Source organism: Deltaproteobacteria bacterium (assembly GCA_009692615.1).
Taxonomy (GTDB): domain Bacteria; phylum Desulfobacterota; class Binatia; order UBA9968; family UBA9968; genus DP-20.
Window position 1 is genome coordinate 1 of the sequence record SHYW01000049.1, and the last position, 23,838, is coordinate 23,838.

25 protein-coding genes and 1 pseudogene are annotated in these 23,838 nt (G+C 56.9%); 8 read left to right on the forward strand and 18 right to left on the reverse strand.

The window, feature by feature from the left end:
* Positions 1–239: 239 nt before the first annotated feature.
* The 3 genes and pseudogenes from EXR70_13210 to EXR70_13220 all read left to right on the forward strand — a co-directional run bounded on the left by EXR70_13210 (position 240) and on the right by EXR70_13220 (position 3,024).
* Positions 240–1,941: pseudogene (locus tag EXR70_13210) on the forward strand (APC family permease).
* A 209-nt stretch (positions 1,942–2,150) separates the two neighbouring features.
* Complete coding sequence (locus EXR70_13215) at positions 2,151–2,345, forward strand: DNA-binding protein (GenBank protein MSP39440.1); 195 nt, start codon at positions 2,151–2,153, stop codon at positions 2,343–2,345.
* A gap of 28 nt (positions 2,346–2,373) precedes the next feature.
* Complete coding sequence (locus EXR70_13220; GenBank protein MSP39441.1) at positions 2,374–3,024, forward strand: methyltransferase domain-containing protein; 651 nt, start codon at positions 2,374–2,376, stop codon at positions 3,022–3,024.
* Between the two features lie 182 nt (positions 3,025–3,206).
* Here EXR70_13220 and EXR70_13225 read toward each other — a convergent pair whose 3' ends face one another.
* From EXR70_13225 to EXR70_13265, 9 genes are all read right to left on the reverse strand, one after another.
* The gene (locus EXR70_13225; protein MSP39442.1) at positions 3,207–3,401 is read right to left on the reverse strand and encodes a twin-arginine translocase TatA/TatE family subunit; all 195 of its coding nucleotides are present in this window, start codon (positions 3,399–3,401) and stop codon (positions 3,207–3,209) included.
* A gap of 11 nt (positions 3,402–3,412) precedes the next feature.
* Positions 3,413–4,855: a DegQ family serine endoprotease gene (locus EXR70_13230; GenBank protein ID MSP39443.1), complete on the reverse strand. Its 1,443-nt coding sequence runs from the start codon at positions 4,853–4,855 to the stop codon at positions 3,413–3,415.
* A gap of 97 nt (positions 4,856–4,952) precedes the next feature.
* Positions 4,953–5,927 (reverse strand): flippase-like domain-containing protein, encoded by a 975-nt coding sequence (locus EXR70_13235; GenBank protein MSP39444.1) that lies wholly within the window; start codon positions 5,925–5,927, stop codon positions 4,953–4,955.
* Entirely contained in the window at positions 5,924–6,583 is a 660-nt protein-coding gene (locus EXR70_13240) for a phosphoribosylglycinamide formyltransferase (protein ID MSP39445.1), read from the reverse strand. Before EXR70_13240 ends, EXR70_13235 begins: the two co-directional genes overlap by 4 nt.
* 8 nt (positions 6,584–6,591) lie before the next feature.
* Positions 6,592–7,635, reverse strand: coding sequence for a phosphoribosylformylglycinamidine cyclo-ligase (locus EXR70_13245; protein ID MSP39446.1), 1,044 nt, complete (start codon positions 7,633–7,635; stop codon positions 6,592–6,594).
* 79 nt (positions 7,636–7,714) lie between these two features.
* The gene (locus tag EXR70_13250; GenBank protein ID MSP39447.1) at positions 7,715–8,518 is read right to left on the reverse strand and encodes an ABC transporter ATP-binding protein; all 804 of its coding nucleotides are present in this window, start codon (positions 8,516–8,518) and stop codon (positions 7,715–7,717) included.
* 25 nt (positions 8,519–8,543) lie between these two features.
* Positions 8,544–9,545, reverse strand: coding sequence for a hypothetical protein (locus EXR70_13255; protein MSP39448.1), 1,002 nt, complete (start codon positions 9,543–9,545; stop codon positions 8,544–8,546).
* Between the two features lie 21 nt (positions 9,546–9,566).
* The gene (locus EXR70_13260) at positions 9,567–10,343 is read right to left on the reverse strand and encodes an ABC transporter permease (GenBank protein ID MSP39449.1); all 777 of its coding nucleotides are present in this window, start codon (positions 10,341–10,343) and stop codon (positions 9,567–9,569) included.
* A gap of 86 nt (positions 10,344–10,429) precedes the next feature.
* Positions 10,430–11,590: an N-acetyltransferase gene (locus EXR70_13265; protein ID MSP39450.1), complete on the reverse strand. Its 1,161-nt coding sequence runs from the start codon at positions 11,588–11,590 to the stop codon at positions 10,430–10,432.
* A gap of 150 nt (positions 11,591–11,740) precedes the next feature.
* Between EXR70_13265 and EXR70_13270 the strand changes: the two genes are divergently transcribed.
* Both EXR70_13270 and EXR70_13275 read left to right on the forward strand, forming a co-directional pair.
* Positions 11,741–12,184 carry a DUF1178 family protein gene (locus EXR70_13270; protein MSP39451.1) on the forward strand — a complete coding sequence of 148 codons (444 nt, stop codon included), beginning with the start codon at positions 11,741–11,743 and terminating at the stop codon, positions 12,182–12,184.
* A gap of 128 nt (positions 12,185–12,312) precedes the next feature.
* Positions 12,313–13,395: an ornithine cyclodeaminase family protein gene (locus EXR70_13275; GenBank protein MSP39452.1), complete on the forward strand. Its 1,083-nt coding sequence runs from the start codon at positions 12,313–12,315 to the stop codon at positions 13,393–13,395.
* A 23-nt stretch (positions 13,396–13,418) separates the two neighbouring features.
* Here EXR70_13275 and EXR70_13280 read toward each other — a convergent pair whose 3' ends face one another.
* Entirely contained in the window at positions 13,419–14,030 is a 612-nt protein-coding gene (locus EXR70_13280) for a DTW domain-containing protein (GenBank protein MSP39453.1), read from the reverse strand.
* Between the two features lie 126 nt (positions 14,031–14,156).
* On the opposite strand from EXR70_13280, the gene EXR70_13285 reads away from it, so the two are divergent.
* The gene (locus tag EXR70_13285; protein ID MSP39454.1) at positions 14,157–15,383 is read left to right on the forward strand and encodes a hypothetical protein; all 1,227 of its coding nucleotides are present in this window, start codon (positions 14,157–14,159) and stop codon (positions 15,381–15,383) included.
* Positions 15,384–15,416: 33 nt separating this feature from the next.
* Here EXR70_13285 and EXR70_13290 read toward each other — a convergent pair whose 3' ends face one another.
* The 7 genes from EXR70_13290 to EXR70_13320 all read right to left on the reverse strand — a co-directional run bounded on the left by EXR70_13290 (position 15,417) and on the right by EXR70_13320 (position 20,062).
* Entirely contained in the window at positions 15,417–16,670 is a 1,254-nt protein-coding gene (locus EXR70_13290; GenBank protein MSP39455.1) for a hypothetical protein, read from the reverse strand.
* Positions 16,671–16,789: 119 nt separating this feature from the next.
* On the reverse strand, positions 16,790–17,131 hold the full coding sequence (locus EXR70_13295; protein ID MSP39456.1) for a hypothetical protein: 342 nt from the start codon (positions 17,129–17,131) through the stop codon (positions 16,790–16,792).
* Between the two features lie 3 nt (positions 17,132–17,134).
* Positions 17,135–17,464: a DUF433 domain-containing protein gene (locus tag EXR70_13300; GenBank protein MSP39457.1), complete on the reverse strand. Its 330-nt coding sequence runs from the start codon at positions 17,462–17,464 to the stop codon at positions 17,135–17,137.
* A 128-nt stretch (positions 17,465–17,592) separates the two neighbouring features.
* Positions 17,593–18,738, reverse strand: coding sequence for a cupin domain-containing protein (locus tag EXR70_13305; protein MSP39458.1), 1,146 nt, complete (start codon positions 18,736–18,738; stop codon positions 17,593–17,595).
* 199 nt (positions 18,739–18,937) lie between these two features.
* Positions 18,938–19,291 carry a hypothetical protein gene (locus EXR70_13310; GenBank protein ID MSP39459.1) on the reverse strand — a complete coding sequence of 118 codons (354 nt, stop codon included), beginning with the start codon at positions 19,289–19,291 and terminating at the stop codon, positions 18,938–18,940.
* Complete coding sequence (locus EXR70_13315; protein ID MSP39460.1) at positions 19,288–19,527, reverse strand: DUF433 domain-containing protein; 240 nt, start codon at positions 19,525–19,527, stop codon at positions 19,288–19,290. The genes EXR70_13310 and EXR70_13315 overlap by 4 nt, the downstream gene beginning before the upstream one ends.
* Positions 19,528–19,660: 133 nt before the next feature.
* Positions 19,661–20,062, reverse strand: coding sequence for a hypothetical protein (locus EXR70_13320; protein MSP39461.1), 402 nt, complete (start codon positions 20,060–20,062; stop codon positions 19,661–19,663).
* Between the two features lie 173 nt (positions 20,063–20,235).
* Between EXR70_13320 and EXR70_13325 the strand changes: the two genes are divergently transcribed.
* Positions 20,236–21,135: a 2-pyrone-4,6-dicarboxylate hydrolase gene (locus tag EXR70_13325; GenBank protein ID MSP39462.1), complete on the forward strand. Its 900-nt coding sequence runs from the start codon at positions 20,236–20,238 to the stop codon at positions 21,133–21,135.
* Between the two features lie 85 nt (positions 21,136–21,220).
* Here the strand turns inward: EXR70_13325 and EXR70_13330 are convergent, their stop codons facing one another.
* Positions 21,221–22,324, reverse strand: a complete 1,104-nt coding sequence (locus EXR70_13330) for an amidohydrolase (protein ID MSP39463.1) — start codon at positions 22,322–22,324, stop codon at positions 21,221–21,223.
* 194 nt (positions 22,325–22,518) lie between these two features.
* Here EXR70_13330 and EXR70_13335 point away from each other — a divergent pair, with 194 nt between their 5' ends.
* Positions 22,519–23,580, forward strand: a complete 1,062-nt coding sequence (locus EXR70_13335) for a hypothetical protein (protein MSP39464.1) — start codon at positions 22,519–22,521, stop codon at positions 23,578–23,580.
* Positions 23,581–23,838: the final 258 nt, after the last annotated feature.

Here is a 23,838-nt window from a genome sequence, read left to right on the forward strand (position 1 = left end):
CGACGCACACACTTGGCCTATATCGAACCAACTCCAACAAGGTGGGGTTCCGCTATGGCCAGGTTTCTAACTTACGACCTCAACCCAACGCACTACCCTGACATAATCGCGTTGCTGTTAACATGACATATTGACGTTGCCACGACAGAGAATTGTCGCGTGGCCGCGCCAATCGCACAGCGGAAAAAGTTCCCGCTATTCCGAGCACGAAATATAAATGTTAGTAATGGGCCGCTAACATTGTGGCAATTCCGAACGCATTCTCGTTCAAAGAATTTCTCTTTGGCAAGGCCAAAGATCCTCTCGACCCCAAAGTCTTTCACCAGATCTCTTTGGTCGCGTTCTTGCCTGGGTCGGTCTAGGCGCCGACGGCTTGAGTTCCTCGGCCTATGGTCCCGAAGAAGCATACCTCGCCCTCGGCCAACATTTCTATCTCGCTCTACCGCTGGCGCTGCTGACCTTGATCACGGTGTTCGTGATCTCGGCGAGCTATTCGCAGATCATCTAATTGTTCCCCACCGGCGGCGGCGGTTATTTGGTGGCGACCAAACTGTTGGGCTCCAAAGCGGGCTTGGTTTCCGGTTCGGCGCTGGTGGTCGATTACATGCTGACCATCACCATCTCCATCGCCAGCAGCGCCGATGCCTTGTTCAGTTTTCTGCCGCCATCCTTCATTCATTATAAACTCATCACCGAAGTACTGCTGATCTTCGGCCTGATTCTGCTCAATCTGCGCGGCGTCAAGGAATCGGTGGTTTTCATGCTGCCGATCTTCTTGCTGTTCATCGTCATGCATCTGATCGCGATTACTCCCGGCGTGGTGCCCCATAGCCCGGCAAGACTTTGAACGCCAGCCTGTTCACCGGTATCTTTGGCGGCTTCTTCGGCGCCGATTCGTCGGTAACCTCAGTGTTGGTCATCGTCATCTTGATCGCCGAAGCGACGCTGCTGATCGTCGCCGCCCAAGCCGGCTTTCTCGACGGCCCGCGGGTGCTCTCGAACATGTCCCTCGATTCCTGGGTGCCGCACCGGCTATCGCACTTGAGCGACCAATTGGTCACCCGCAACGGCGTCTGGTTCATGGGCTTGGCGTCGCTGGGTTTTTTGCTTTACAGCGAAGGCGAAGTGAAATTGCTGGTGGTCATGTACAGCATCAACGTCTTTCTCACCTTCACGCTTTCCCAGCTCGGCATGTGCCGCCATTGGTGGGAAGTGCGCCATTCGGACCCAGTGTGGGTGCGCAAGCTTTGTGTCAACGGCGTCGGCCTGCTGTTGACCGGCATGATTCTCTGCGTCACGGTGATCACCAAGTTCACCGACGGCGGTTGGGTGACCTTAGTCTTCGTCCTCGGCTGCCAGTATGTCCGCTCGCACTACGATCGCGTCAGCGTCGCCTTGAAAAGTCTCGACGACACGCTGCTGACGATTCCATTTCAACCCGACCTCACCACACCTGTGCCGACAAAGACCGACAACGGCCCCACCGCCGTGCTCATCGTGCGCGATTTCGACGGCATCTCGGTACATACACTGTTGAACATTCAAAGGCTGTTTCCCAATCATTTTAAAAATATTGCTTTTCTCTCACTCGGCGTCATCGACACCGGTCAATTCGAGGGCCATCAAGAAATCGATCGCTTGCGCCGTAAGACCGAAGAGAACCTGCGCAGCTTCGTCGAATACGCCGTTTGCCTCGGTTGGTACGCCGAGTACCGTTACGAACTCGGCGTCGATTTGATCGCCGAGCTGGAAATCCTTTGTGCGGCGGTCAGCAAAGAATTTCCGCGCACGGTATTTTTCAGCGGCAAACTGGTTTTCCAACAGGAAAATGTCTTCACCCGCCTGTTGCACAACCACACGCCGTTCACTTTGCAGCAGCGGCTTCAGTTCGCCGGCCGCGACATGATGATTTTACCGATCCGGGTTTTCGCCGAGGGCTGATTCTCGCGCCGTCCGGCGATTATCGAACCGGCGTCGATGACGCGAGTTCGATGATCGAACTTTACGTCGCCGCAACTAAGACTCATTGGCAACCCGCGCTCTTGCATGGCGAAAAGTTTGCGCGTGCGTTCTTGCCTTGACAGCCCAGGGTGAACTTGTTAAATAGGACAAACTTTTTCACCTACAGGTTTGGTTCAGGGGGAAGCATCGTGATAGAACGGGATGAAGAATTGCTCAACAGCAAACAAGTCGCGATGATCTTGGACATGAGCCCGGATACGGTGAACGAATTCGCCCGCAAGAACATCTTGCCCGCCTTCAAGAAAGGCAAACAATGGAGATTTCGCAAGCGCGACATCTCAGTTTTCTACAAGAAGCAGCCCAAGGACATCCGCGACACTTAGCGACCCAGTACCCGCGACTTAGGAAGCAATGGCTGACATCGAGGCACACGAGAGCAAGCTCTATTCCGAATTTGCCCCCATTTACGATCGCGTATTCGGCAAACTTTTTTACAATCGCATCGAACGCGTCATCGATGATCTCGACATTCCCATCGGCGCCAAGGTTCTCGAAGTCGGCGCCGGTACCGGCACTTCATTTCCGGCCTATCCCACTCACTGCAACGTCACTGGTGTGGACTTAGCGCCGGACATGTTGGCCCGAGCGCGGCAAAAGATTGAAGACCATGGCTGGAGTCATCTCCGCGTCATGGAGATGAACGCTCTTGAGTTGGAATTTCCCGACAACAGCTTCGACTATGTCATGGCTTTCCACGTCGTCACCGTCGTGCCCGACCCGGTGCGCATGATCAAGGAAGCCAAACGGGTGTGCAAACCGAGCGGCAAGATCGTCATCGTCAACCATTTTACCAGCGACGTGCCGGTGCTCGGCACTTTGACCCGAGCGATGGATCCGCTGACCCGCTTGCTCGGCTGGCGCACCGATCTCCAGTTGAAACCGTTCATCGAAAGCGCCGACCTCACCATCGAGAAGGTTTATAAACTCAGCAAGTCTTCTCTCTACACCGTGGTTCTGGGCCGCAAAGGCAGCAACGGCCACGTCACCATGCACGAACTCTAGCGTTCACAAGACTTCGCCGCGCGTTGATGCCAACGCGCAACCGGTCGATCACAGAAAATTTTAGGATGGGTAACGGGCCAAGTGCGGGGAGCCGCCTAGGTCACAGCGGCATTGGATCGCGAACGTTAACTCGCCATCGTGGATTGATGTGAAATCGCGGAACGGAAACACCGGACAAAAATTTAGCGCGGCAGATCTTTGGGGTCCTTCTTAGCATCTTTGGCAGGTTCGTCGTCGCCACTCTCGGTAACGCCCTTTTTGAAATCGCGGATCGCCTTGCCGAGGCCGCTGCCGATTTGCGGCAACTTGCTCGGTCCGAAGATCACCAACGCGATCACTAAAATTACCATCAGTTCTGGTACGCCAAGTCCAAACATGATTCCTCCAACTAACTCTTACGCTTCACGGCGAAGAATACCGCGTTATCGCCCCGCTGCACAAGGAGCAGGATGCGATCGCCGCGCCGCCCTTGGCGCGTCGCCCGTTCGAATTCCTTAACGTTGGTCACGGCACGCTGGTTTACCTCGCGAATCACGTCGGCCGGTTCGATGCCGACGAGATCGGCAGGACTGCCTGGTTGAACTTCAACCACTAGCAATCCTCTAGCGGAATTGAGTCCCAAGCGGCGCGCCGCTTCCGGCGTGATGCGCTGCACGCGCAGGCCGAGGTCGGGATCGCGCGCTTCGGTGGGCTGATTGGCCTCGCTATCTTCATTGAGTTCGCCGATGCGCACGCCGACGCTGGTTTCCTTTTTGTCGCGAAAATATTTTAACGCCACTTTCTGGCCCGGCGCGATATCGGCGATGACGCCGGGAAACTCATGGCTCTTGGGCACCGGCTTGCCGTTGAACTCGACGATAATATCGTTGACCTTGATGCCCGCCTCGGCGGCCGGACTCTTGTCGGCGACTTCGGTGACCAACACGGTATCGTTGGGATTGCGCACCATGCCCACTGACGAAGCCAAGATCGCGCTGACATCTTGGGCGCGCACCCCCAGCCAACCGCGAATCACTCGGCCGTTCTTACGCAATTGCTCGGCAACCTTCTTCGCCAGATCCACGGGAATGGCGAAGCCGATGCCGACATTGCCGCCCGACTGACTAAAAATCGCGCTGTTGACGCCGATCACTTCGCCGTCGGCGTTGATCAGCGGTCCACCGCTGTTGCCGGGATTGATCGACGCGTCGGTCTGAATGAAATTATCGTAGGGCCCGGCGCCGATAACCCGCCCCTTGGCGCTGACGATGCCGGCGGTGACGGTGTGTTCGAGACCGAAGGGGTTGCCGATCGCAATCACCCAGTCGCCGACATCGAGCTGGCTCGAACTACCGAGCTTGGCGAAGGGCAGATTGCCGCCCGAGCGACGGATCTTGATCAACGCCAAATCGGTGCGGTCATCCTTGCCGAGCAAGCGCGCTTCATATTCAGTTTGATCGGCGAGTTTTACTTTGATGGTGTCGGCGTTGCGCACGACGTGATAATTAGTGAGAATCTCACCGTCCTTGCTGATCAGAATGCCCGAACCCAAACTGCGTTGGCTGTTTTCTTTGGGCGGCGTTTCGCCGAAGAAGCGGTTGAAAAAATCTTCGATGGGATCGTTGGAACCGGAGCGCGCCGAGCGTTGCGACAGGGTAGAAATGTTGACCACCACAGGCATGGTTTTTTTCGCAATGGCGGCAAACGACAGCGGCCGGCCGCTACCGTCCAGGGCGCCCAAGCCGGCGGCCTCGAGCGGCGCGGCGCACGCCGTCGCGAGCAGCAACCAAAAGGAGATACCAGCCCAGGCAACGGCGCGCCCGCGTCGATCTGCTCGCTTGCGATCCATCATTGCTTCTCTCGAACTAGCGATTGTGCCACCTCCACAGACTAGCAAATTTCCCTAGTGGATTTAAAGGTGCGCCCAAAGCGCGGGCGAACGCCAAGATTTAGCTCGCCTTTTGTACCGCCGCTCTGGCCGGCCGCGCCGACCTTTGCAGCAGGAACAGCACGCCGCCGATCAAACTGTCGAGCACGACGATGAGAAAGAGCAGCAGACCGAAGGCGATGCTTTGTTCGGTGCCGATGCCGATCACCGCGAGCAAATATATGTAGCCGCCTTCGCGCAGGCCGAGGCCGTTGAGGCTGACGGGAATCGCCGAAAAAGTTCCGACCAACGGATAGACGATGATGCAAAAAGAAAACGGCAGGTCGAGACCGAGCGCCAACGCCATGATGAAATGCATCCACGATTGAATCAGGTGCACCAGCACCGACAGAGCGCTGGCCGCCGCCGGCGCGCGCCAGTCGGTGCGATAGCTACGCAGCGCCAGGCGAATTTTCACCACCAGCGGATGGCTACCCTCGGGCAACAGCTGGCGCAGCACTGGAATGAGCAACACGGCGGCGACAAACCCGCCGGCCATAATCAACGTGATCAAGCGCGCCGTCGACGGCACCGGGTAGTCGGGAAACAGCAACAAGCCCGCGGCGCCAAGCCAAACCAAGACGATCATGCCGATGGCGCGATCCATCAGCACCGACATCGCCGCGCGAGTCGTGGTCACCGCCCGCCCATGGGCGTGGGCTTCCTCGTCGCGCACTAGATAAAAAACTCGGCTGACATCGCCGCCCACCGTGCCCGGCGCGAATAAGTTGAAGAACATGCCGATCAGATAGTAGTTGACGAGATTTTTGAACGGCGTCGCGATGCCGAGCGGCCGCGCCAACACCGTCCAACGCACCGCGCTGATCAGTTGGGCGAAGAGATAAACCACCAAGGCCAAGGCGATCCAGGAATAGTTCGCCGAGGCCAAAGTATGAATGAATCGCTCGGGATGAACCCGGGAGAAAAAATAGGCGAGCAAGCCGCCGCTGACCAGCAACTTGATCGAGAGCACGATGAGGGGCTTGGCCTGCTTCATCCGGCCAACGGCGGTTGGACAAGAACCTGCTCGTCCCTGGCGAGACCGTCGACCACTACCTTGCGGCCGACGACATGCAAACGATTTTCGGCGTAGAGCTGAATCGCCCGCGGGTAGATCCGATGTTCCTGTTTGAGAATGCGCGCCGCCAAGCTTTCTTCACTATCGTCGGCGAACACCGGCACGACGGCTTGGATAATGATCGGCCCCTCGTCGCACTCTTCGTTGACGAAATGGACCGTGCAACCGGCGAAGCGCACGCCATGCTCGACGGCTTTCTTCTGCACATGCAGACCGGGAAAGGACGGCAGCAACGCGGGATGAATGTTCATGATCCGGTTGGAATAAGCTTTGATAAAAACCGGCGAGAGCAAGCGCATGAAGCCGGCGAGCACGACCAACTCCACGCCGCGCCCATGCAATAAATCCACCACCGCTTGATCGTAGGCTTCGCGACTCGCATAACTCTTGTGATCGAGCACTTCGGTTGGAAGGTTATGTTGCCGCGCGCGAGTCAAGCCGAAGGCGTCGGCTTTGTTGCTCAAGACTAATTCAATCTTGGCGTCAAGTTTTCCCGCTCCGATGGCATCGATGATCGATTGCAGATTGGTGCCGCCGCCGGAAATCAAAACGCCGAGAGAAACTTGCCTGGCCATGAGTAATCCTACGAGCGGAGAATCGCGCCGCGCGCGCCGTTTTGAATGGCGCCGACGATGTAGGCTTTTTCGCCCATCGCCTTGAGCGCGGAAATAATACCATCGGCCTGGCGCTTGCCGACGACGAGAATCATGCCGAGACCGTTGTTGAAGGTAGCGTCCATTTCACTCTGCGCCACCCTGCCGATCTTTTGAATCAACGAAAAAATCACCGGCGCCGGCCAGCTCTTTCTCTCGATAACCGCGCGTCGTCCAGCCGGCAAGACCCGCGGCAAATTGCCGGTAATGCCGCCGCCGGTAATATGCGCCGCGCCTTTGATCGAAAACTCACCAAATAGCTTGCGCGTGATCTTGGCATAAATGCGCGTCGGTTCGAGCAGCTCGGCGCCAAGCGAACGGCCGAGCTCGGCAATCCGCTGCGCCAACTTCAAGCGGCCGCGCTCCAACAAAACTTTGCGCGCTAGGGAATAGCCGTTGCTATGCAGCCCGCTGGAAGGAATTCCGATCAAGACATCGCCGGCAACAATCGCCGCGGGATCGATAATTTTATTTTTTTCCAAAACCCCGACCACGAAGCCGGCGAGATCGTACTCTCCCTTGGAAAAATCGCCGGGATGCTCGGCGGTCTCGCCGCCGATCAAAGCGCAGCCAGCTTGCAGACAGCCAGCGGCGATACCGCGCACCACCGCCTCGGTGATCTTCACGTCAAGCTTGCCGCAGACAAAGTAGTCGAGAAAAAACAGCGGCGCGGCGCCTTGAGTAAGAATGTCGTTGACGCCCATGGCGACCAGATCGATGCCGATGGTGTCGTGAATGCCGGTTTTAAAAGCGATCTTTAATTTCGTGCCGACGCCATCGGTGGAGGTGACCAGCACCGGCGCGCGATAGCCGCGCGATTTGAGATCGAACAGCGCGCTAAAGCCGCCGACGCCGGCGAGTACGCCGGGAACTTTGGTTCTTTTCGCGATCGGGCCGATGCGGCGCACCAGTTCGTCACCGGTTTCGATGCTGACGCCGGCCTTAGCGTAGGTGAGTCGTGCTGGTTTTGTCATTTAGATATTATTTTCGAGACGTAGAGGCGGGTCGCGACCCGCCCTCTGACTATAATAATAGCGCACCGTTGCGCCAATTTCACGTCGTCGAGCCGAAAGTAGATTTATTTGTCGAGCCCGGCGCGCCGCCGGCGCCGGCTAACATCGAACGGATCTTCAGCGTGTATTCGCCGAATCTCGGCGTGCTCATCATTTCCATGGTTCTGGGCCGGGGCAAATCGATGGCCATTTTTTCGATCAGCCGGCCCGGACGCGCCGACATGACGAACACCCGGTCGGAAAGAAACACCGCCTCTTGAATGCTATGAGTGACGAACAGCACGGTCTTCTTGCGCTCTTCCCAGATGCGCATCAATTCGATGTCGAGATCGTCTCTGGTCATGGCGTCCAACGCGCCAAAGGGTTCGTCCATCAGGAGCAATTGCGGATCGGTGACCAGGGCGCGGCACAACGACGCGCGCTGCTGCATGCCGCCGGAGAGCTCATGAGGAAACATTTCTTCGAAGCCGTCGAGACCGACCAACTTGATCAGCGCCCGCGCTTTGTCCGTATAGCTGGCGACGTCGAGTTTGGCGAATTCCACCGGCAGTAAAATATTACCGAGCACCGAGCGCCACTTGAGCAGCACCGGCGCTTGAAACACCATGCCGACGTTCTCCAATGGACCGTTGACGCGTTGCCCGTTGACCGAGGCGTTGCCCGAGGAAAGCGGCAGCAGGCCGGAGATAATTTTTAGCAGCGTGCTCTTGCCGCAGCCGCTGGGACCGACGATGGAAACGAAATCGCCGGTTTGAATTTCGAAGGAAACCCGCTCCAAGGCGGTGATAGTACGCGCGCCGCCAGTAAAAACTCGCGAGACTTCTTCGACGGCGATCAGCGGCAGCACGGCGTGTAACGATCCAGAAAGTTTAGCGCTTGATGAACTGGTTGGAATAAACTTCTTTCGCCGTCACTTTACGGCCGACATCGAAGTACTCGTTGGTCACCTTGACGGTTTTCTCCATGATCTCCGGCTTCATGAAACCCAAGCCGACGTTTACCGACTCCAATGGCAAGAACACTTCGGTCAGGGCATTTTTCAATTGCACAGTGGTCAGCACCGCGTCGAGCTCGGGCTTGGCCTTGAGCAGAATTTTGAGCGATTCTTCCTGATGATCGCGCGAGTAGCGCAATCCCTCCAGCGTCGCTTCGACGTAGGCGCGCACGAACTCCGGGCGCTTTTTGACGTCCTCGTCTTTGACGATCAAGCTGGTGCCGTAAATGTCTAGCCCGGTATCTTTCATGAACACCCGAGTGAGTTTGACGCCGACTTTTGCCGCCGCCATCTCGGCGACTTCGTCGTTGGAAGCGCGGAACATGATGATGAAGTCGGCCTTCTTGGTCGCCAGCGCGGCAGGTTGAATCGGCGCCGCGGTTTCTTGAATCTTGATCGCCTTGTACTCAATCTTGTTGATGCGGCAATAGGCCGGCATCAAATACCACTGCGCCTGGCCGGGACTGATCGCCAGGGATTTGCCTTCGAGATCTTTAATGCTTTTGATCTGGCCCTCGTCGCGCCACAGAATCGTCGCGCCGACGTAACCGAACTGTGCCGCGGCTTGCACCGGCGCGCCGCGGGATTTGGCGACCATCATGGTCGCAATATCGGCGAAACCGAAGTCCGCGCCACCCGAGCCGATGGTGCGCACGGTGTCGGCCGAACCGGTGCTCGCTTGGATCGTCGCGTTGATGCCGCGCTTGGCGTAGAAACCTTTTTCTAAAGCGACGTACCAAGGCGCATGTTTGCCGCCGATGATGAAGTCCATGCGAATATTCGCCGGCGTCAGCTCGGCGGCCTGAGATGAAACGGCGCTCAGCGCCGCCAACAAACCCATGGCGCCCATCAATGAATATCGTTTAATCGTAATCATCTTCCCTCCGCGCACCCAGAATCAGAACGAACCTTCAACCTCGCGCACCGCCGCGCTCCACGGCGCGAGCTTCCGCTGTAATAACTCCGCCAGCCAGAATAAACCGAGAGATAGCACCGCCAGGATCAGCAAGATCACCAGCGCGAATGCCGTGTCTAAACTGTAGTTCGCCTGCAAGACTAAATAGCCCAACCCTTCGTTGGCGGCGACGAACTCGGCGACGATGGCGCCGGTGACCGACAGCACGATGGCGACTTTGATGCCCGCGAACATATACGGCAACGAGTTGGGCAAGCGAATTTTCTTGAACACGTCCATCTCAGAGCCGCGGTTGATCCGCGCCAACTCGAGCAGCTCGGGCTCGACCTCTTTGAGTCCCACCACCGTGTTCACGACGATGGGAAAAAACGCCACGAGGAATGCGATGGCGATTTTCGAGAACAGGCCATAGCCGACCCAGATCACCATCAGCGGCGCAAACGCGCTCTTGGGCATGGCGTAGAGAATCACGACCAGCGGATAGATGGTGTTTTGCAGATGGCGCGAGTAGACCACCGCCACGGCTAAACCGACGCCTAAAACCAAAGACAAAACAAAGCCGCCGAACGCCTCGATAAACGTGATCCACGCATGGGTGGCGAGCACCGGCATTTTTTTCACGAAGGCGGTCCACAGATCGCCCGGCGGCGGCAGGATGAAACTCGGAATCTTGATCACTTCGACGAGAATTTCCCAAAGCCCCAAGAGCACGGCGAAAAACACGATAGGCTCGGCGATATTTTTCCAAGAAGATTTCACAGCGACGCTCCGACGCAGACGTTAATGGAAAGCAACCACCCTGTCAACAAAACCATTAGCGCAAAGCGAATCCGACACCGACACGATCACGGTTCATCGAACTCCCGCTTGAGCTGACTGTGTTCGAGCTGCACTTCGCGCTTGCGCTTAATCATCTCGCGCTCCTGTTCGAGAAAGCGCCCCACGGCGCGGCGGAAATTGCCATCGACGATGTAATGCACGCTGGTGGTGTGCTCGGGGTCGAGACCGCGCAGCTGTTTGAAGCTGCCGCCGGCACCGGCTTCGAACCGTTCTAGACCGACATGGATCGAATGCTCAATGGCCGAGTAATAGCAGACGTTGAAGTGCAGAAACGGATGCTCTTCGAAGCAGCCCCAGTAGCGTCCATACATCGCCGTGTCGTCGCGGACATTGAACGTGCCGGCGATAAACTTGCCGTCGCGTTCGGCCAACATCAAACAAACATTGGCGGCGAAGCGCCGATGCAGCTCGTCGAAGAACTCTTCGGTCAAATATTGCCGGCCATAGTACAACCTGTCGATGTGGCCTTTATAAAGCCGAAACATGGTGCGCAGATGCTCCTGGGTCAGCTCCGCGCCTTCGTAAGCGCGAATCGTGATGCCGCGCTCAAGCACTTCGCGCCGTTCGCGTTTGACTTTATTGCGCCGGTCGCTGCGAAAGCTCGCTAGGTAATCGTCGAAGCAAGTGAACTGACGATTCTGCCAGTGATATTGAATGCCGTGACGCGGAAAGAAACCCACCGCTTCAAGCGCCGTGCGCTCGTCATCTAAACAAAAATTGACGTGCACCGATGAAATTTTGTTATCCGTGGCGATCTTCGCCAACGCTTGGCCGATGAAGCGGATCAACTGCTCGCGATCTTCACCGATAGCGGTCAAAAAACGCCGGCCGGTGACCGGCGTGAACGGCACGCCGACCAACATTTTCGGATAATATTGAATACCCGAGCGCTGCGCCGCATCGGCCCATTCATGGTCGAAAACAAACTCGCCCATGCTGTGGAGCTTCAAATACATCGGACAGGCCGCCACCAACTTGGCGCCGTTCTCGACGACGATATGATGCGGCACCCAGCCGCTCTCGTCGTTGACGCAACCGGACTGCTCCAAGGCGTCGAGCCAGTCCCATTTGAGAAACGGCGACGCCTTGCCGACCAACTCATCCCAGGGTTGGCGCTCGACTTCGGCGATCTTGCGAATGACGCGTAAGGCGATCTGCTCAGCCATCGGGTGACTCTAGCATGGGCGTTCTTGGCTTTAAACTTTCGGGAAGGATGCGATACTTCAAGTCAGCATTGTCTCGGTTCAAACCAGTGCCGGCCGACGCGCCCTTGACAATAAGCTCCCCCGACCTTATTCAATAGGACGAGCATATCTATGGTGATCTACAATCTTCTCTGCCGCAAAAAGCATAACTTCGAAGGCTGGTTCCCGAGCTACGAGGACTTTCAGAAGCAGGCCGACAAAAAATTAATATCCTGCCCGACCTGCGGCACCACCAAAGTCGAAAAAATCCCCCACGCTTGCGCCGTGCACGTCAAGAAAGAGCAGCCGGCGCCGCCGGCCAAGAAGCCGCGGGCGACACCGCCCGCGCCGCCCACTGCCGCCGAGTTCAAAGAGATGCTGCTGCAAGTCCATCACTACGTCAAAGCGAATTTCGAAGACGTCGGCCCGCGCTTCGCCCAAGAAGCCAAGCAGATTCACAAAGGCGAAGCCGCCGAGCGGCCGATCCACGGCACCGCGACGGTCCAAGAAACCAAAGAGCTCGCCGAAGAAGGCGTGCCCTTCGTCGCCCTGCCCAAACCGGAACTCGACAGCTAATTTTTCGCCATCGTAATATTGAGCATCGCTAAGCGCCGCCCATGTGCGGCGCTTTTTATTTCTCCTGCTTGCATTCACCGCGCGACTACGGAATAGAATCGTCATCTCGATTCCAAGGGGAGAATTTTATGCTGCTGATCAACAATCAAGTCGTCGGACAAATCCTCGACATGAAGGGCTGCATCGAAGCCCTCGACACCGGCTACCGCGATCTGGTCAATGAACGCGCCAACTATCGCGGCCGCTATGATTTCTTCGTGCCCAATGACGATCCCAAGTTGATGTACCGCTGGGGCACCATGGAAGGCGCCTCCCGATCCTTCGAAACCTTCGCGATCAGGATGAAGTCCGACATGCTCGAATGGCCGGACGGCAAAACCGTCGAGAAATATTGTGTCGAGCCCGGCACCTTCTGCGGCTTCGTCATGGTTTTTTCGACCAAGAACGGCGAACCGTTAGCGATCATCAACGACGGAGTCATTCAGCATATGCGCGTCGGCGCCTGCGCCGGCCTCGGCGTGAAATATTTATCCCGTGAAGATTCCAAAACCGTCGGCATCTTCGGTTCCGGCGGCATGGCGCGCACCTACTTGCTGGCCTTCAATGAAGTGCGCAAGATCGAAAAAGTTAAAGTCTACAGTCCGACGAAAAAAAACCGCGACGCTTTCGCCGATGAGATGGGCAAGAAGCTGGGAATCGAAATCATTCCCGTGGAGAAACCGGAAGAAGTTCCGCGCGGCTCGGACATCGTTGCCACCTGCACCGACTCGATCGAAGTCCTAGTGAGCGATCCCGACCTGATCGAATCCGGCATGCATCTCACCTGCGTCAAAGCCAACGAGTGGGCGCCGGCGCTTGTCGAAAATTCCGATGTGGTGATTCGCATGGGCCGGCCGACGGTCAATCTCGACGTCGGCCAGCTGCGCATCGGCGGCGAAGCCGCCGTGGTCGCCGGCAACGCCGAAGAGATCAAACGCATCGCCAATCCCAAAGTCGATATCTTCTCCAAAGACTATCCGGTCCTCACCGACGTAATGTCGGGCAAGCTCAAAGGCCGCACGGATAAAAACCAAGTGACCTTCTTCGCCAACAGCGGCACTCAAGGCTTGCAGTTCGCATCGACGGCCGGCTACGTCGTGCGTGAAGCGAAGAAAAGAAGATTGGGCCAGGAGATTCCCACTAGTTGGTTTCTCCAAGATATTCGAGACTGATGCGGGATGCCGAAATATTGCTGTTAAATGGCAACTGGTCGAATAAGACCGCGGGCGCTGAGGGTTCGATCGACACGAGCGCGATAGAGTGCCATCAGTTGCGCGGCCACGTGATCGCCTTCAATAACGCCAAGAGCGCTGGCGATCGCCTGTAGCGTCGCCATTCCCTCCGCTCGGCTCTGCGCGCGCAACTGATACCTCGCATCGTTGGGCGTGCTGATTTTTACCCTGGGAATATCTTTTAATTCCTGATGGCGCGAATGAATCTTGCGCGTCTGGCGCCAAGTGCCGTCCGGCACGATGAGCTGGATCGGCCGCGGATCTTGATCGATGAGTTGACGATTTAATTCGACGGCATCGGCACAGGGATAAAACAGTAAAGTCCGATACTGCGGCGACAACAGTTCGCTCAAGTCGAGCATCTCCCGGCCGGCGCCGCGCACGCGCAACTCGCAATTGACCAGCGCTCTGAGCGCGAGCAATCCCGTATTGCTGCTGCGCTTGAGTTCGCGATGATGGATCACCAGCGCAATCTTGGTGCGCAGATCCAAGCGCGGCGCAACGGCGCACATGCACAACCGGCGCGACGCCGCACACACCGGACAACGCTCTTTCGCTTTGCCAATTCCTGCCATGCCCGTTTTATAACTTTCGCGAGACCACAATACTATGTCGACCAACGATTGCCACGGCAGCGAAGCATGATAAATAAGGCTGACTGACACGAATCCAAAAACGTCATCGACGGCGAGGAGTCTTTAATGAAACTCAGCACCGACCGCATTCTCACCACCCATACCGGCAGCCTGCCGTTGCCGCCGCGGGTGCGCCAAGCTCTCGCGGCTAAGCGCCGCGGCGAGGCCTACGATCAAACCGTAATCGACGCCACGCTGACCAGCGCGATCGACGAGATAGTCTGGCGCCAAGTCGAAGTCGGCATCGACATCGTCGACGACGGCGAGCTAAGTAAAACCGCGTGGAACGATTACGTCGTTCACCGCGTCAGCGGCTTGGAGCGAAAACCGCGCTCGCGCGCCCAAAGCGCCGAACCCTGGAGCGTCGCCCAAGGCATCGTCCGGCCGCGTGAAACAGGGTTAGCTAGACGCGACGACATCGACGGCGCGCCGCGCCACTACCGCACCGACATCGCCGAGTTTCACGATCTGGCGCGCGCCCAGAGCGACGGCCACGACAACGGCGGCTTCGCGTATGTCTGCACCGGTCCCATCGGCTGGAAGGATTTCGCCGCCGTGAAAACCGATATCGCTCGACTCACTACGGCGGTAAAAACAACCAAGCCGCACGATGTTTTCATGTCAGCGCTTTCACCCGGCTGCTTCGTACGTTTTTTTCGCAACGAATATTATCCCAATGAAGAGAGTTACATGCAGGCGGTGGCCGACGCCATGCGTTTAGAATACCAAGCGATCGTCGACGCCGGCTTCGTCTTGCAACTCGACTGCCCGGACTTAGCTTCCGGCGCCAACACCGACTACGCCGATCTGAGCGTCAAGCAATTTCGCAGAGTCATCGAGCAACATGTCGAGTGCTTGAATTACGCGCTCAAAAATATTCCGTCTGAACAGGTGCGCATGCATGTTTGTTGGGGCAACTATGAAGGGCCGCACCATCGCGACATTGCGCTCAGCGACGTCATTGACATCGTGCTCAAAGCCAATGTCACCGGCGTCACCATCGAGTCGGCCAACCCGCGCCATGGCCATGAATGGAAGATCTGGCAAGAGACTAAATTGCCGGAAGGAAAAATTCTATTTCCGGGCGTCATCGACGACATCAGCATGTTCATCGAACATCCGGAACTGGTCGCCGAGCGCATCGTCCGCTTCGCCAAACTGGTCGGCAAAGAAAACGTCATCGCCTGCACCGATTGCGGCCTGCGCCATCTGCCCGACGCCAGCCTCGCCTTCGCGAAACTCTTCGCACTGACGGAAGGCGCGAAGCTGGCGAGCCAGGAATTGTGGGGATAGCCGATTACTTTACCTTCGCGCAGCAAGACAGCTTTACAGCGCCGACAATTTCAGATGCGCGAACCGTTCGCGCCAGCTGATATTCGCTGGAATAGTTTGCGCGAAGGTATCGATGTGCGGAAAGCAATTTGATGCTGAATCGCGGACGATGTGCGGCGGCTCTTTGCCGTCCTGAAAATCCTTAACCGTGTTGATCAAGTATTTGCGCACGGCGATGACCGCCTTGTCGCTCACGCCTAAATGTTCGCGCGAGCGATCGTAGATCGGCCCCATGGTTTCGGTGGCAACCCCGTCGTGATTGAGAAAGTTTTCGATGCCGGTGTAATCCACGCTCTTCTGCCGTTGGCGATCTTGCAGATAATTGTTGTCTAGGTTGCGAATCCGACGGTAATCGGGGCCGATTTGAGTTTTGCGATTCCAGTCTTCCACCGTCGGTTTGCGGTCCTGCAAGAAACCGAGATCGTAACGCCACGTGTGTTGGTCATCCACCGGCACATAAATATTTGCCTCGCGGTTGCGCGCCGGCACCCAGCAGGCGACCGGCATGACGAAGCTCGACACCCGCACATATTGCGTGTCGGGTCCGGCCTTGCGCGTCGCGATCAAGCGTACGCCGAAGTCGGTCTCCTCGGTTTCGTAGGCGGGCGCCGAGTCGATTGCAAATATCTGGCGGCGGCCGGTGGCGGAAAACTCGCGGTGTAAAAACGACAGATGCGACGAATCGCATTCGCCTTCGAGCCCCTGCAAATAATTACACTCTAGCAAAGCCTTGGTGACATAGGTCTGGTCTCTGGGAATTTGCGCCCATTCGTAGTTGGGAAACAGCGGCATCTTGTCCCGCGGCCCTAAGTAAGCGAAGACCATCCCCGCTGCTTCCTTCGTCGGATAGGCGACATGCTTGAGCTTGGTTTTGAAATCGCTCCCAGCCGGTTCCGCCGGCGTGTCGAGCACGTTGCCATCCACGTCGTATTTCCAACCATGGTAAACGCAGCGCAAACCGCATTCCTCGTTGCGCCCAAAAAACAACGACGTGCCGCGATGCGCGCAGTGCTCTCCCAACAACCCGACGCGTCCCTGGCTGTCGCGATACGCGACCAGCTCTTCGCTGAGAATCCGCACCCGCACCGGTGGACAATCCAGCGCCGGAATCTCCTCCGACAACAGCGCCGGAATCCAATAGCGCCGCATAAGATCGCCCATCGGCGTCCCTGCTGAAGTCCTAGTCAAAAGCTCGTTGTGTTCTTGCGGAAGCATGCTGAATTCACCTCTGGCGAGGAGAATACTCATTCAGGCGGCGGATTTCCAACGATCGAGAACTGCGAACGCAAAGCGCTACTCAGAGGAAGCGGAACCAAGCCCCACACTCTCACAGACCCCACCTTTCCCACCTTCTCTTTTCGTGCAACTCAGTTCGATGGGCGATTGACGCGGATCAGTTGGCCGGTCATGTTCTGTAGATTTTTGACTGAATCATGAATTCGCTCTGCTAACGCCTCAAAGTTGGCATCGAATGTGCAAACTACGATTCCTTCGTGATGGGGCACATCGGAATGAAGGCGGATGAAATGCCGCCTGTTGAAGGTCACCAGGATTCGGGTTTCCATGATGGCAAATCCTAAAACGTCAGCATCTGGGATCGCTTGCCCGGCTTTACCATGTTCCGCAGTGGTCAATACGTCATGACCTAAACGTCGCAGTGATTCTACCGCCGCTAATGGGAAATTCTCATTGGCATAAAACCTTGCCATCGATCACGCCGCTTCGTTTGCAGTTATCTGACTTTCTATTTCTAGTTGATGCGCGCGGGCGTAGGCCCAGGCATTAGCTAGATCTTCCGCACGTAAAGTCGGATAGCTCCGTAATAGTTCAGCTTCGCTCGTCCCCAGCCGTTTCGCCTGAACGAGTAGCCACACGGGAACACGTGTACGCACGATACAGGGCTCGCCGCCGCAAACGTCTGGACGGCTTTCAATGCCGGGAAAGGCATCGCCAATATCGCGCGCGACCCACTGCAGCAGCTGAGCCTTTTCTGATCGAGTCAGCGTCGCGAGAAGATGTTCAATCTCTTGCAGTGGTTGCATCTCTAAGTCTCCCTTCTAGAGTACGGGATTGCACTGTCGTGTAATTATACCACGCAACCTTCGATCCGATAGAGCAATTAGCTGCGATAGGCGGGCTAGGTATTTTTCGCAGTATTAGGTAGCACTGCTCACCGATACGCTTCCTCCGGCATATTGAATCCCGCCCCTTCCTTCGCCAACTGCTCTTGAAACATCTTGCGGATGTACGGGTCCTCGTCGCGGTACTCGATGGTGCTGCCGCCTTCTTTGATGTCGAGGTTCAAGCCGCGCCAATCGACTCCGGGCACGCCCATGACTCGCCGTGGAAAACCGCCGAGAAAAGCGAGCACGCGTAGCGGTTCCTTCGACGCGCCAAAGTGGCCGTGGAACCAGCCTGAGTCGCCGGGGGCGGCGCTGACGATGCCGCCGTGTTTGTAGTCTTGGCGCTGGACCAAATCGCCCTTGCCGTCCTTCCACGGCGTCGTTCCAGCACTGCCTGGCCATGTGATCGTGTAGCCTTTGCCGCCGACGCACAACAACACTGGGCCCGCTTCATGGTTGTGACAGCGCGAATAGCGGCCTGGCGCGTACTGCGCGATGAATCCCTGAAAACTATTGCCGGACAAGTTCCAAAAAAAAGTTCGATGGCCGACGCCGCGCTGGCCATCCAATGGCAATTCTACGCGGTCCACGTCCGGGATAATATTTCCGTAGTTACGCGCGCGGCCGTGGCGCGGATCTTTGCCCAGTTCAGATTGCGCTTTGAAATAATCGGCGCTGCCATCGTAACGATCTTTGAACTGGTACGGATTGTTGAACAGCGAATCTTGGCTGCGGTAAAGGTAAAAAATCGGCGGCGCATTGGTGACGCCGAGCAGCAACGCCGGGCTGGAAGTGGCGTTGACGATGCGGTGCCAGGTGTTCAGCGGCGGCGAGAATAAACTTCCCTGCTGCCATTCGAAGGTTTGCTTCTTACTCGCATCGTCGCTCCAGATCTCCGTCGTGCCGCGTCCCTCAAGCACGTAGAAGATTTCTTCGTACATGTGCTTTTCCGCAGTGATCACGCCGGCGCTCGGCACTTCGATGACGTACATCCCCTGAAGCCCGCCGCAGCCGTTGAGCTCGATGAACGCACCCTGCGCGCCCATGCGCTTCCACGGTGCCAAAGTCAGGTCGCGGATGTCATTAAATCCCACCGTGCCGCGATGGATCGGCAGATTTTGCTCGTCCATGTAAGTTTCATACGGACTCGCCGGCCGGATCCAGCGTTTGGTACCGACGAAATCTTGCGCCATGTTTCATTGCCTCCGTGAATGTTCAGTTAGTTTTACTCAGAGCCAGCTCAGTGAAAACACGTGCATAATGCGCAAATCGACAACGCCGGCTGTACAAGACGGATATGCCACCACTGGGCGGTTCCGTGCAAGCGAACAATTGAGCGTCAGAATGAGAGAGACAACAGTTAGCGTGAAACGTTACTTCTACGAAAGCAATTTATACCAGCGGAGTAACTGAAGCCCGATCTATTTCTACCAGCGTATGTTGCTCCAAAGCGGTTTCAATCTCAGACAAATGACGTTCGAAGAGAGCACACAAGTCACTCTTTGACATATTTCCCGTCTTGACCAACAACAGCTTCCATGGCCGACCCAAAAGTAAATGCGAATAGAAGAAATCCGAATCTTTCGAAATCACGACACGCTGCTCGTCAAGCGAAATCTGAGTGAGGATGTTATCCTTTGTGGCGTTTTTCGCTGGTAGATCCAGCGTGTGGTTCGCATCGTGGCCGTGGCGCGCCAATACCGCGCAAAGACTCGGCGGCAAGTGCGCATCCACAAAAAACTTCATGTGAGCGGCAGGTGGATACTCTTCGCGGCTAACATCCGGCGCGCAAACTCATGACAAGCAAGAATATCTTCGCGTTCCAGGTCCGGAAACTCCTTCAGCAAGTCATCGATCGTGTCACCGCCGGCGAGATATTCGAGAATCGTCTCAACCGGATAGCGCAAGCCGCGAATACACGGCTTACCATGACAGATCTCCGGATCCACAGTGATGCGGGCAAGTAGGTTGTCATTGGACATGAAGGGAATTCTACACCGCGGCCCGCAGGTTGCAAACCAGATTCATTAAGGCCTACCGAACTCGGCACAAGCCCAAATCGCTCCTCAGCCAGGCCTAATGACGCACGCCGCACGGTTGCGACAAAGCGCGCCGCTAAATCTTGGCGAAAATATCTTTCTCGACCTGCGAAAGACTTTGCGCGATCGCGTGCTGGTCGATGTTCTTCGCAATGTCAGCGTAGCCGGCCTCGGCGACCATCGACGGCAGACGTGTCTTGAGCTGATCGAGCGTCCAGCGCACCGGATCGGCAATGCCTTCGGCGATCATATCGTGGACCGGACTCTTCGGTGACGCGCCGACATGATAATGCGGCGTCTTGCTGAAGCAGTCGAAGCGGAGAATTCTGTCGCCCTCTTTTTCACCGGCCACGGTGACATCGAATGTCAGCCCCTCATCGCCGCCAATGCCTTTGCGGTAATCCACCCAAATCCGCATCCCCGCCGCTTCGATGACAACCGGATCGCTCTTCTGCCGTAGAGCTTTTTCATTTTCCATGGTTCGCATTCCTTCCATGTTTTCAGAATCGACATTCCGAGCCAGCGCTCCGACACTAACAGCGACCTGGCGATTTGCCAAGAACGTTGAGAGACGGCCCGACAAACCGCTGCCGTTACGCTTGAAACCGCTATCGCTTCAAGTCTAATCTGCGAATTACTAGGAGAATAACGATGGCCAAAGCTGGAGAGACAATCTACGAATGGGACAAGCAACCGCGCATGCCGGCTCCACCGCCGCCGGCGGGGAGCTGCGATTGTCAGTTTCACATCTACGACGATCCCTCCGAGTTTCCGCCGCGGCCGAACCGGCCTTATCCACCGATTGAAAGCGCGACGTTTAGCGAAGCGCAACGCATGCACAAAGCGATCGGCTTCGCGCGCGGCGTGATCGTCCATAGCGCGATCTACGGCAGCGATCATCGGCTCTTGCTGCACGAGCTGGAAAACTTGAACGATCCCGACCGCTATCGCGGCATCGGCATTGTCGACGATAAAGTTTCAGACAAGGAACTCGAAAGGTTGCACGCCGCCGGCGTGCGCGGCGCGCGCTTCAATTTCGTGCGCTTCTTCGCCATGGAGCAGCGTGAGACCGAAGTCCGCCGCTCCATGGCGCGCATTCACGAGCTCGGCTGGCACGCGCGGCTGCATGTCAACGGCGAAGACCTGCTGGAGAATTCCGAGCTGCTGCGCTCGTTCAAAGACATCCCGATGGTGATCGACCATTTCGGCCATGTCGGTTTTGAAGGTGGGATGGACCGGCCGGTGATCCGCTGGGTGCTCGATATGTTGAAGCAAGAAAACTGGTGGATGATGATTTCCAACGGCAACCGCGATTCAAAGTTCGACGCGGGCTGGGACGACGCGCTACCGTACGGCAAGGCATTTATCGAAGCCGCGCCCGAGCGCACCATCTGGGGCAGCGACTGGCCCCATCCGCAGTGGACCAAGCGCATGATGAACGATGCCGAAGAAGTAGAGTTGCTCTATCGCTATGTCGACGGCGATGCGGAGTTGCTGCGAAAAATATTAGTAGATAATCCGGCGCGGCTGCATGGATTCAACCAACCCTGAGGGCGCGATGAATCGCGCCCCTACATTCGGAAATCCTCTTGGGATTTTTTGCGTTATTTGCGGCCAATCCTCCGCTTCCGATTCGTCAGTTCACCGCCGCATCTAACTTGTAGAACCGCGCCGCGTTGCCGCGCAGCACGGCCTGTTTGGCGGCTTCGCTCATCCCTTCGCGCTCGCGCAGTTCGTGAATCTCTTTGCCGACGGTGTGAATATTCACTTCGTGGGGAAAGTCCGACGAGAACATGAACGCTTGTTCGCCGGCGACTTTGACCGCGTAGGGCAAATCCGACTCGCCGCCTTCGATGCCAACTACCAGGCGCCCCGCCTTGATCAGCCCACGAATGTAATCCGCAATGCTTTGCCCTTCCGGCAAATGCAGCAGCTCGCCGCGCGGATTGAGCGGAATGCCCGCTTCGTAAGATCGCGAAAGCCGCTCGAATGCCATCAGCAACCACAGCGGGCCGCCTTCGAGATAAGCCACGCGTAGACCGGCAAAGCGCTCGAATAAATTGTTGAGCAGCATCTCCGACAATGCGATGGCCAGCGACATCGGATGGCCGATGGCGTTGGCGCCGGTGGAAACGTTCATGGTTTCCATGCCCAAATCCCAATGACCACCGCCATGAACGACGACGGGAATGCCCAAGCGCGCCGCTTCGGCGTACACCGGCCAATAGGGTTTCGCGCCGAGATTCAAATGCACTCCAGTGGCGGGAAATAGCACCGCGGACATGCCCAAGTCTGTATGCGCGTGCTGCAACTCCGCCAACGCCGCATCGGCATCGTGCATCGGCAAAAGCGCGACGCCTTTGAAACGTTTATCGCGGCGTAGATAAGTTTCGGCCAACCAGTCGTTGTACGCCCGCGCCGCGCCGCAGGCGTAGTCGCGGTCGACGATGCGGCCGATGCGTTGGCCGGCGGTGGGAAAGAGCACCGTGTAGTCGAAGCCGACTTTATCTAAGAATTCGATCCAGCCTTCCGGCCCAGGGTTGACGAAGCGTCCTTCGGCGTTGGTCGCGAAAGCGCCCGGCGGTGTGCGCGTGAGAGAATATTGGATATGGCTGTTGAGCGGAAACACGCCGCTGCGCAGCTTGCCGCCCGCTGCGGTATAAGGGAAGTGTCGCGCGATGCCGTCGCCGTCTTCAAAAATATGGCCATCGCCATCGATAATTTTCACTTGCTGAGACATTGAGTGCTCCTCGACCGACTATTTGATTTCATCGTGTCACAAAATTTTGCCGAAGCCTGCGCATCATCTCCGCTTCAGCCTTTGCCTGATAACACCGAGGGAGAAAGCTTGTCAAATTGACCATGCACAATTTGTTTGCCCGCAACGGACAGAAGCGCTATGTTCCGAGCAAATCGTATTGAGGAGGATTGACCATGGCCGACGCTAGACCCAACTATTCCACACCGAGCGCGGTTCGCTCGGTGACTTCTTATCCCGCCCGCCGCGGCTTCAAGCAGGGGCCCGTCGATCCTTCGCTTGATTACGTCATCGGCGTCGATGATTCGATCGACATTCACTGCCACGCCCATGAAGGACAGCAGGATGCCTTCGGCGTCGCCAAGCTCGCCTCGAAGAGCGGCATGCTGGGGATACTTTACAAGACCATCGTCGGCCGCAAAGATTCGGCGCTAACCGTCGCTGACATCCAAACCGCGCTTAATTCGTGGTGCGGCGAAAATGGCCACACCCCGGTGCAACTGTGGGCCGGCGCCTCGGTCACTCAAGGTTTTCTTTCTAAGATCGAGCCGGCGTGGTCGGCGAACAATTTGAAAGCCGGCGTCAAAGGTCTGTGGATGCCCAACAACACTTCGTCGAATACGCTCAACATCGTCGGCGGCAAACCCAGCGCCTGGGACAAGAACGCCGATCCGAAAGCGCACACCGAACCATTGTCGTGGGAAGATTCGCTCAAGTACGGCCATTATCAACTAGACGACAAAGGCCGACTGTTGCCGGCGATCGAAGAGATCTTCCGCATGGCCCATGATTACAACGCCGCGGTGTTCTTCGGCCATCCAACCAAGCCGGAGTTTCGCGCCATGGCGGAATACTGCCAAAAAATCGGCTTCAAACGCGGCGTCGTCGACCATCCGTTTAGCCCCTTTGTGAGTTTGACCATCGAGGAAATGAAAGAAGCCGCCGACGCGGGTCTATGGATCAATTTTACTTACGACGAACTGTCGCCGCTGCTCGGCATCGATCCGGGAAATATGTACAAGGCGATCCGCACCGTCGGGGCTGAACACTGCACGCTGTCATCCGACGCCGGCGAGCCGCTGTTTCCCAATTCGGTGGAATCGCTGCGCCTGCTGCGCGGCCACATGTCGGCGTTCGGCTGCACGGACGATGAAATCTACACCATGTGCACGGTCAATCCCGCGTTCATCGTCGGCCTCGAACCGCCGGCCAAGCAGCGAGCGAGCGCTGCACACTAAGCGTAACCCGTAGGATGCGGTGAATCCGCGAACCGCATCGTTGCCGCGCAACGTAACAACGATGCGGTTCCCTTCGGTCACCACATCCTACGAACTCGGATTCGGAAATCCCTCCCGCCAAGCATGTCCTGAGCTGAGCCGAAGGAACGCAAAGGCGCCAAGCTCGGAATAGATAATTCATTCCTTTCCGAACTTGGCGCCTTTGCGCCTTTGCGAGAGATTATCCGAATTTGACTTGTGGTGAACGAAAACAAGTTA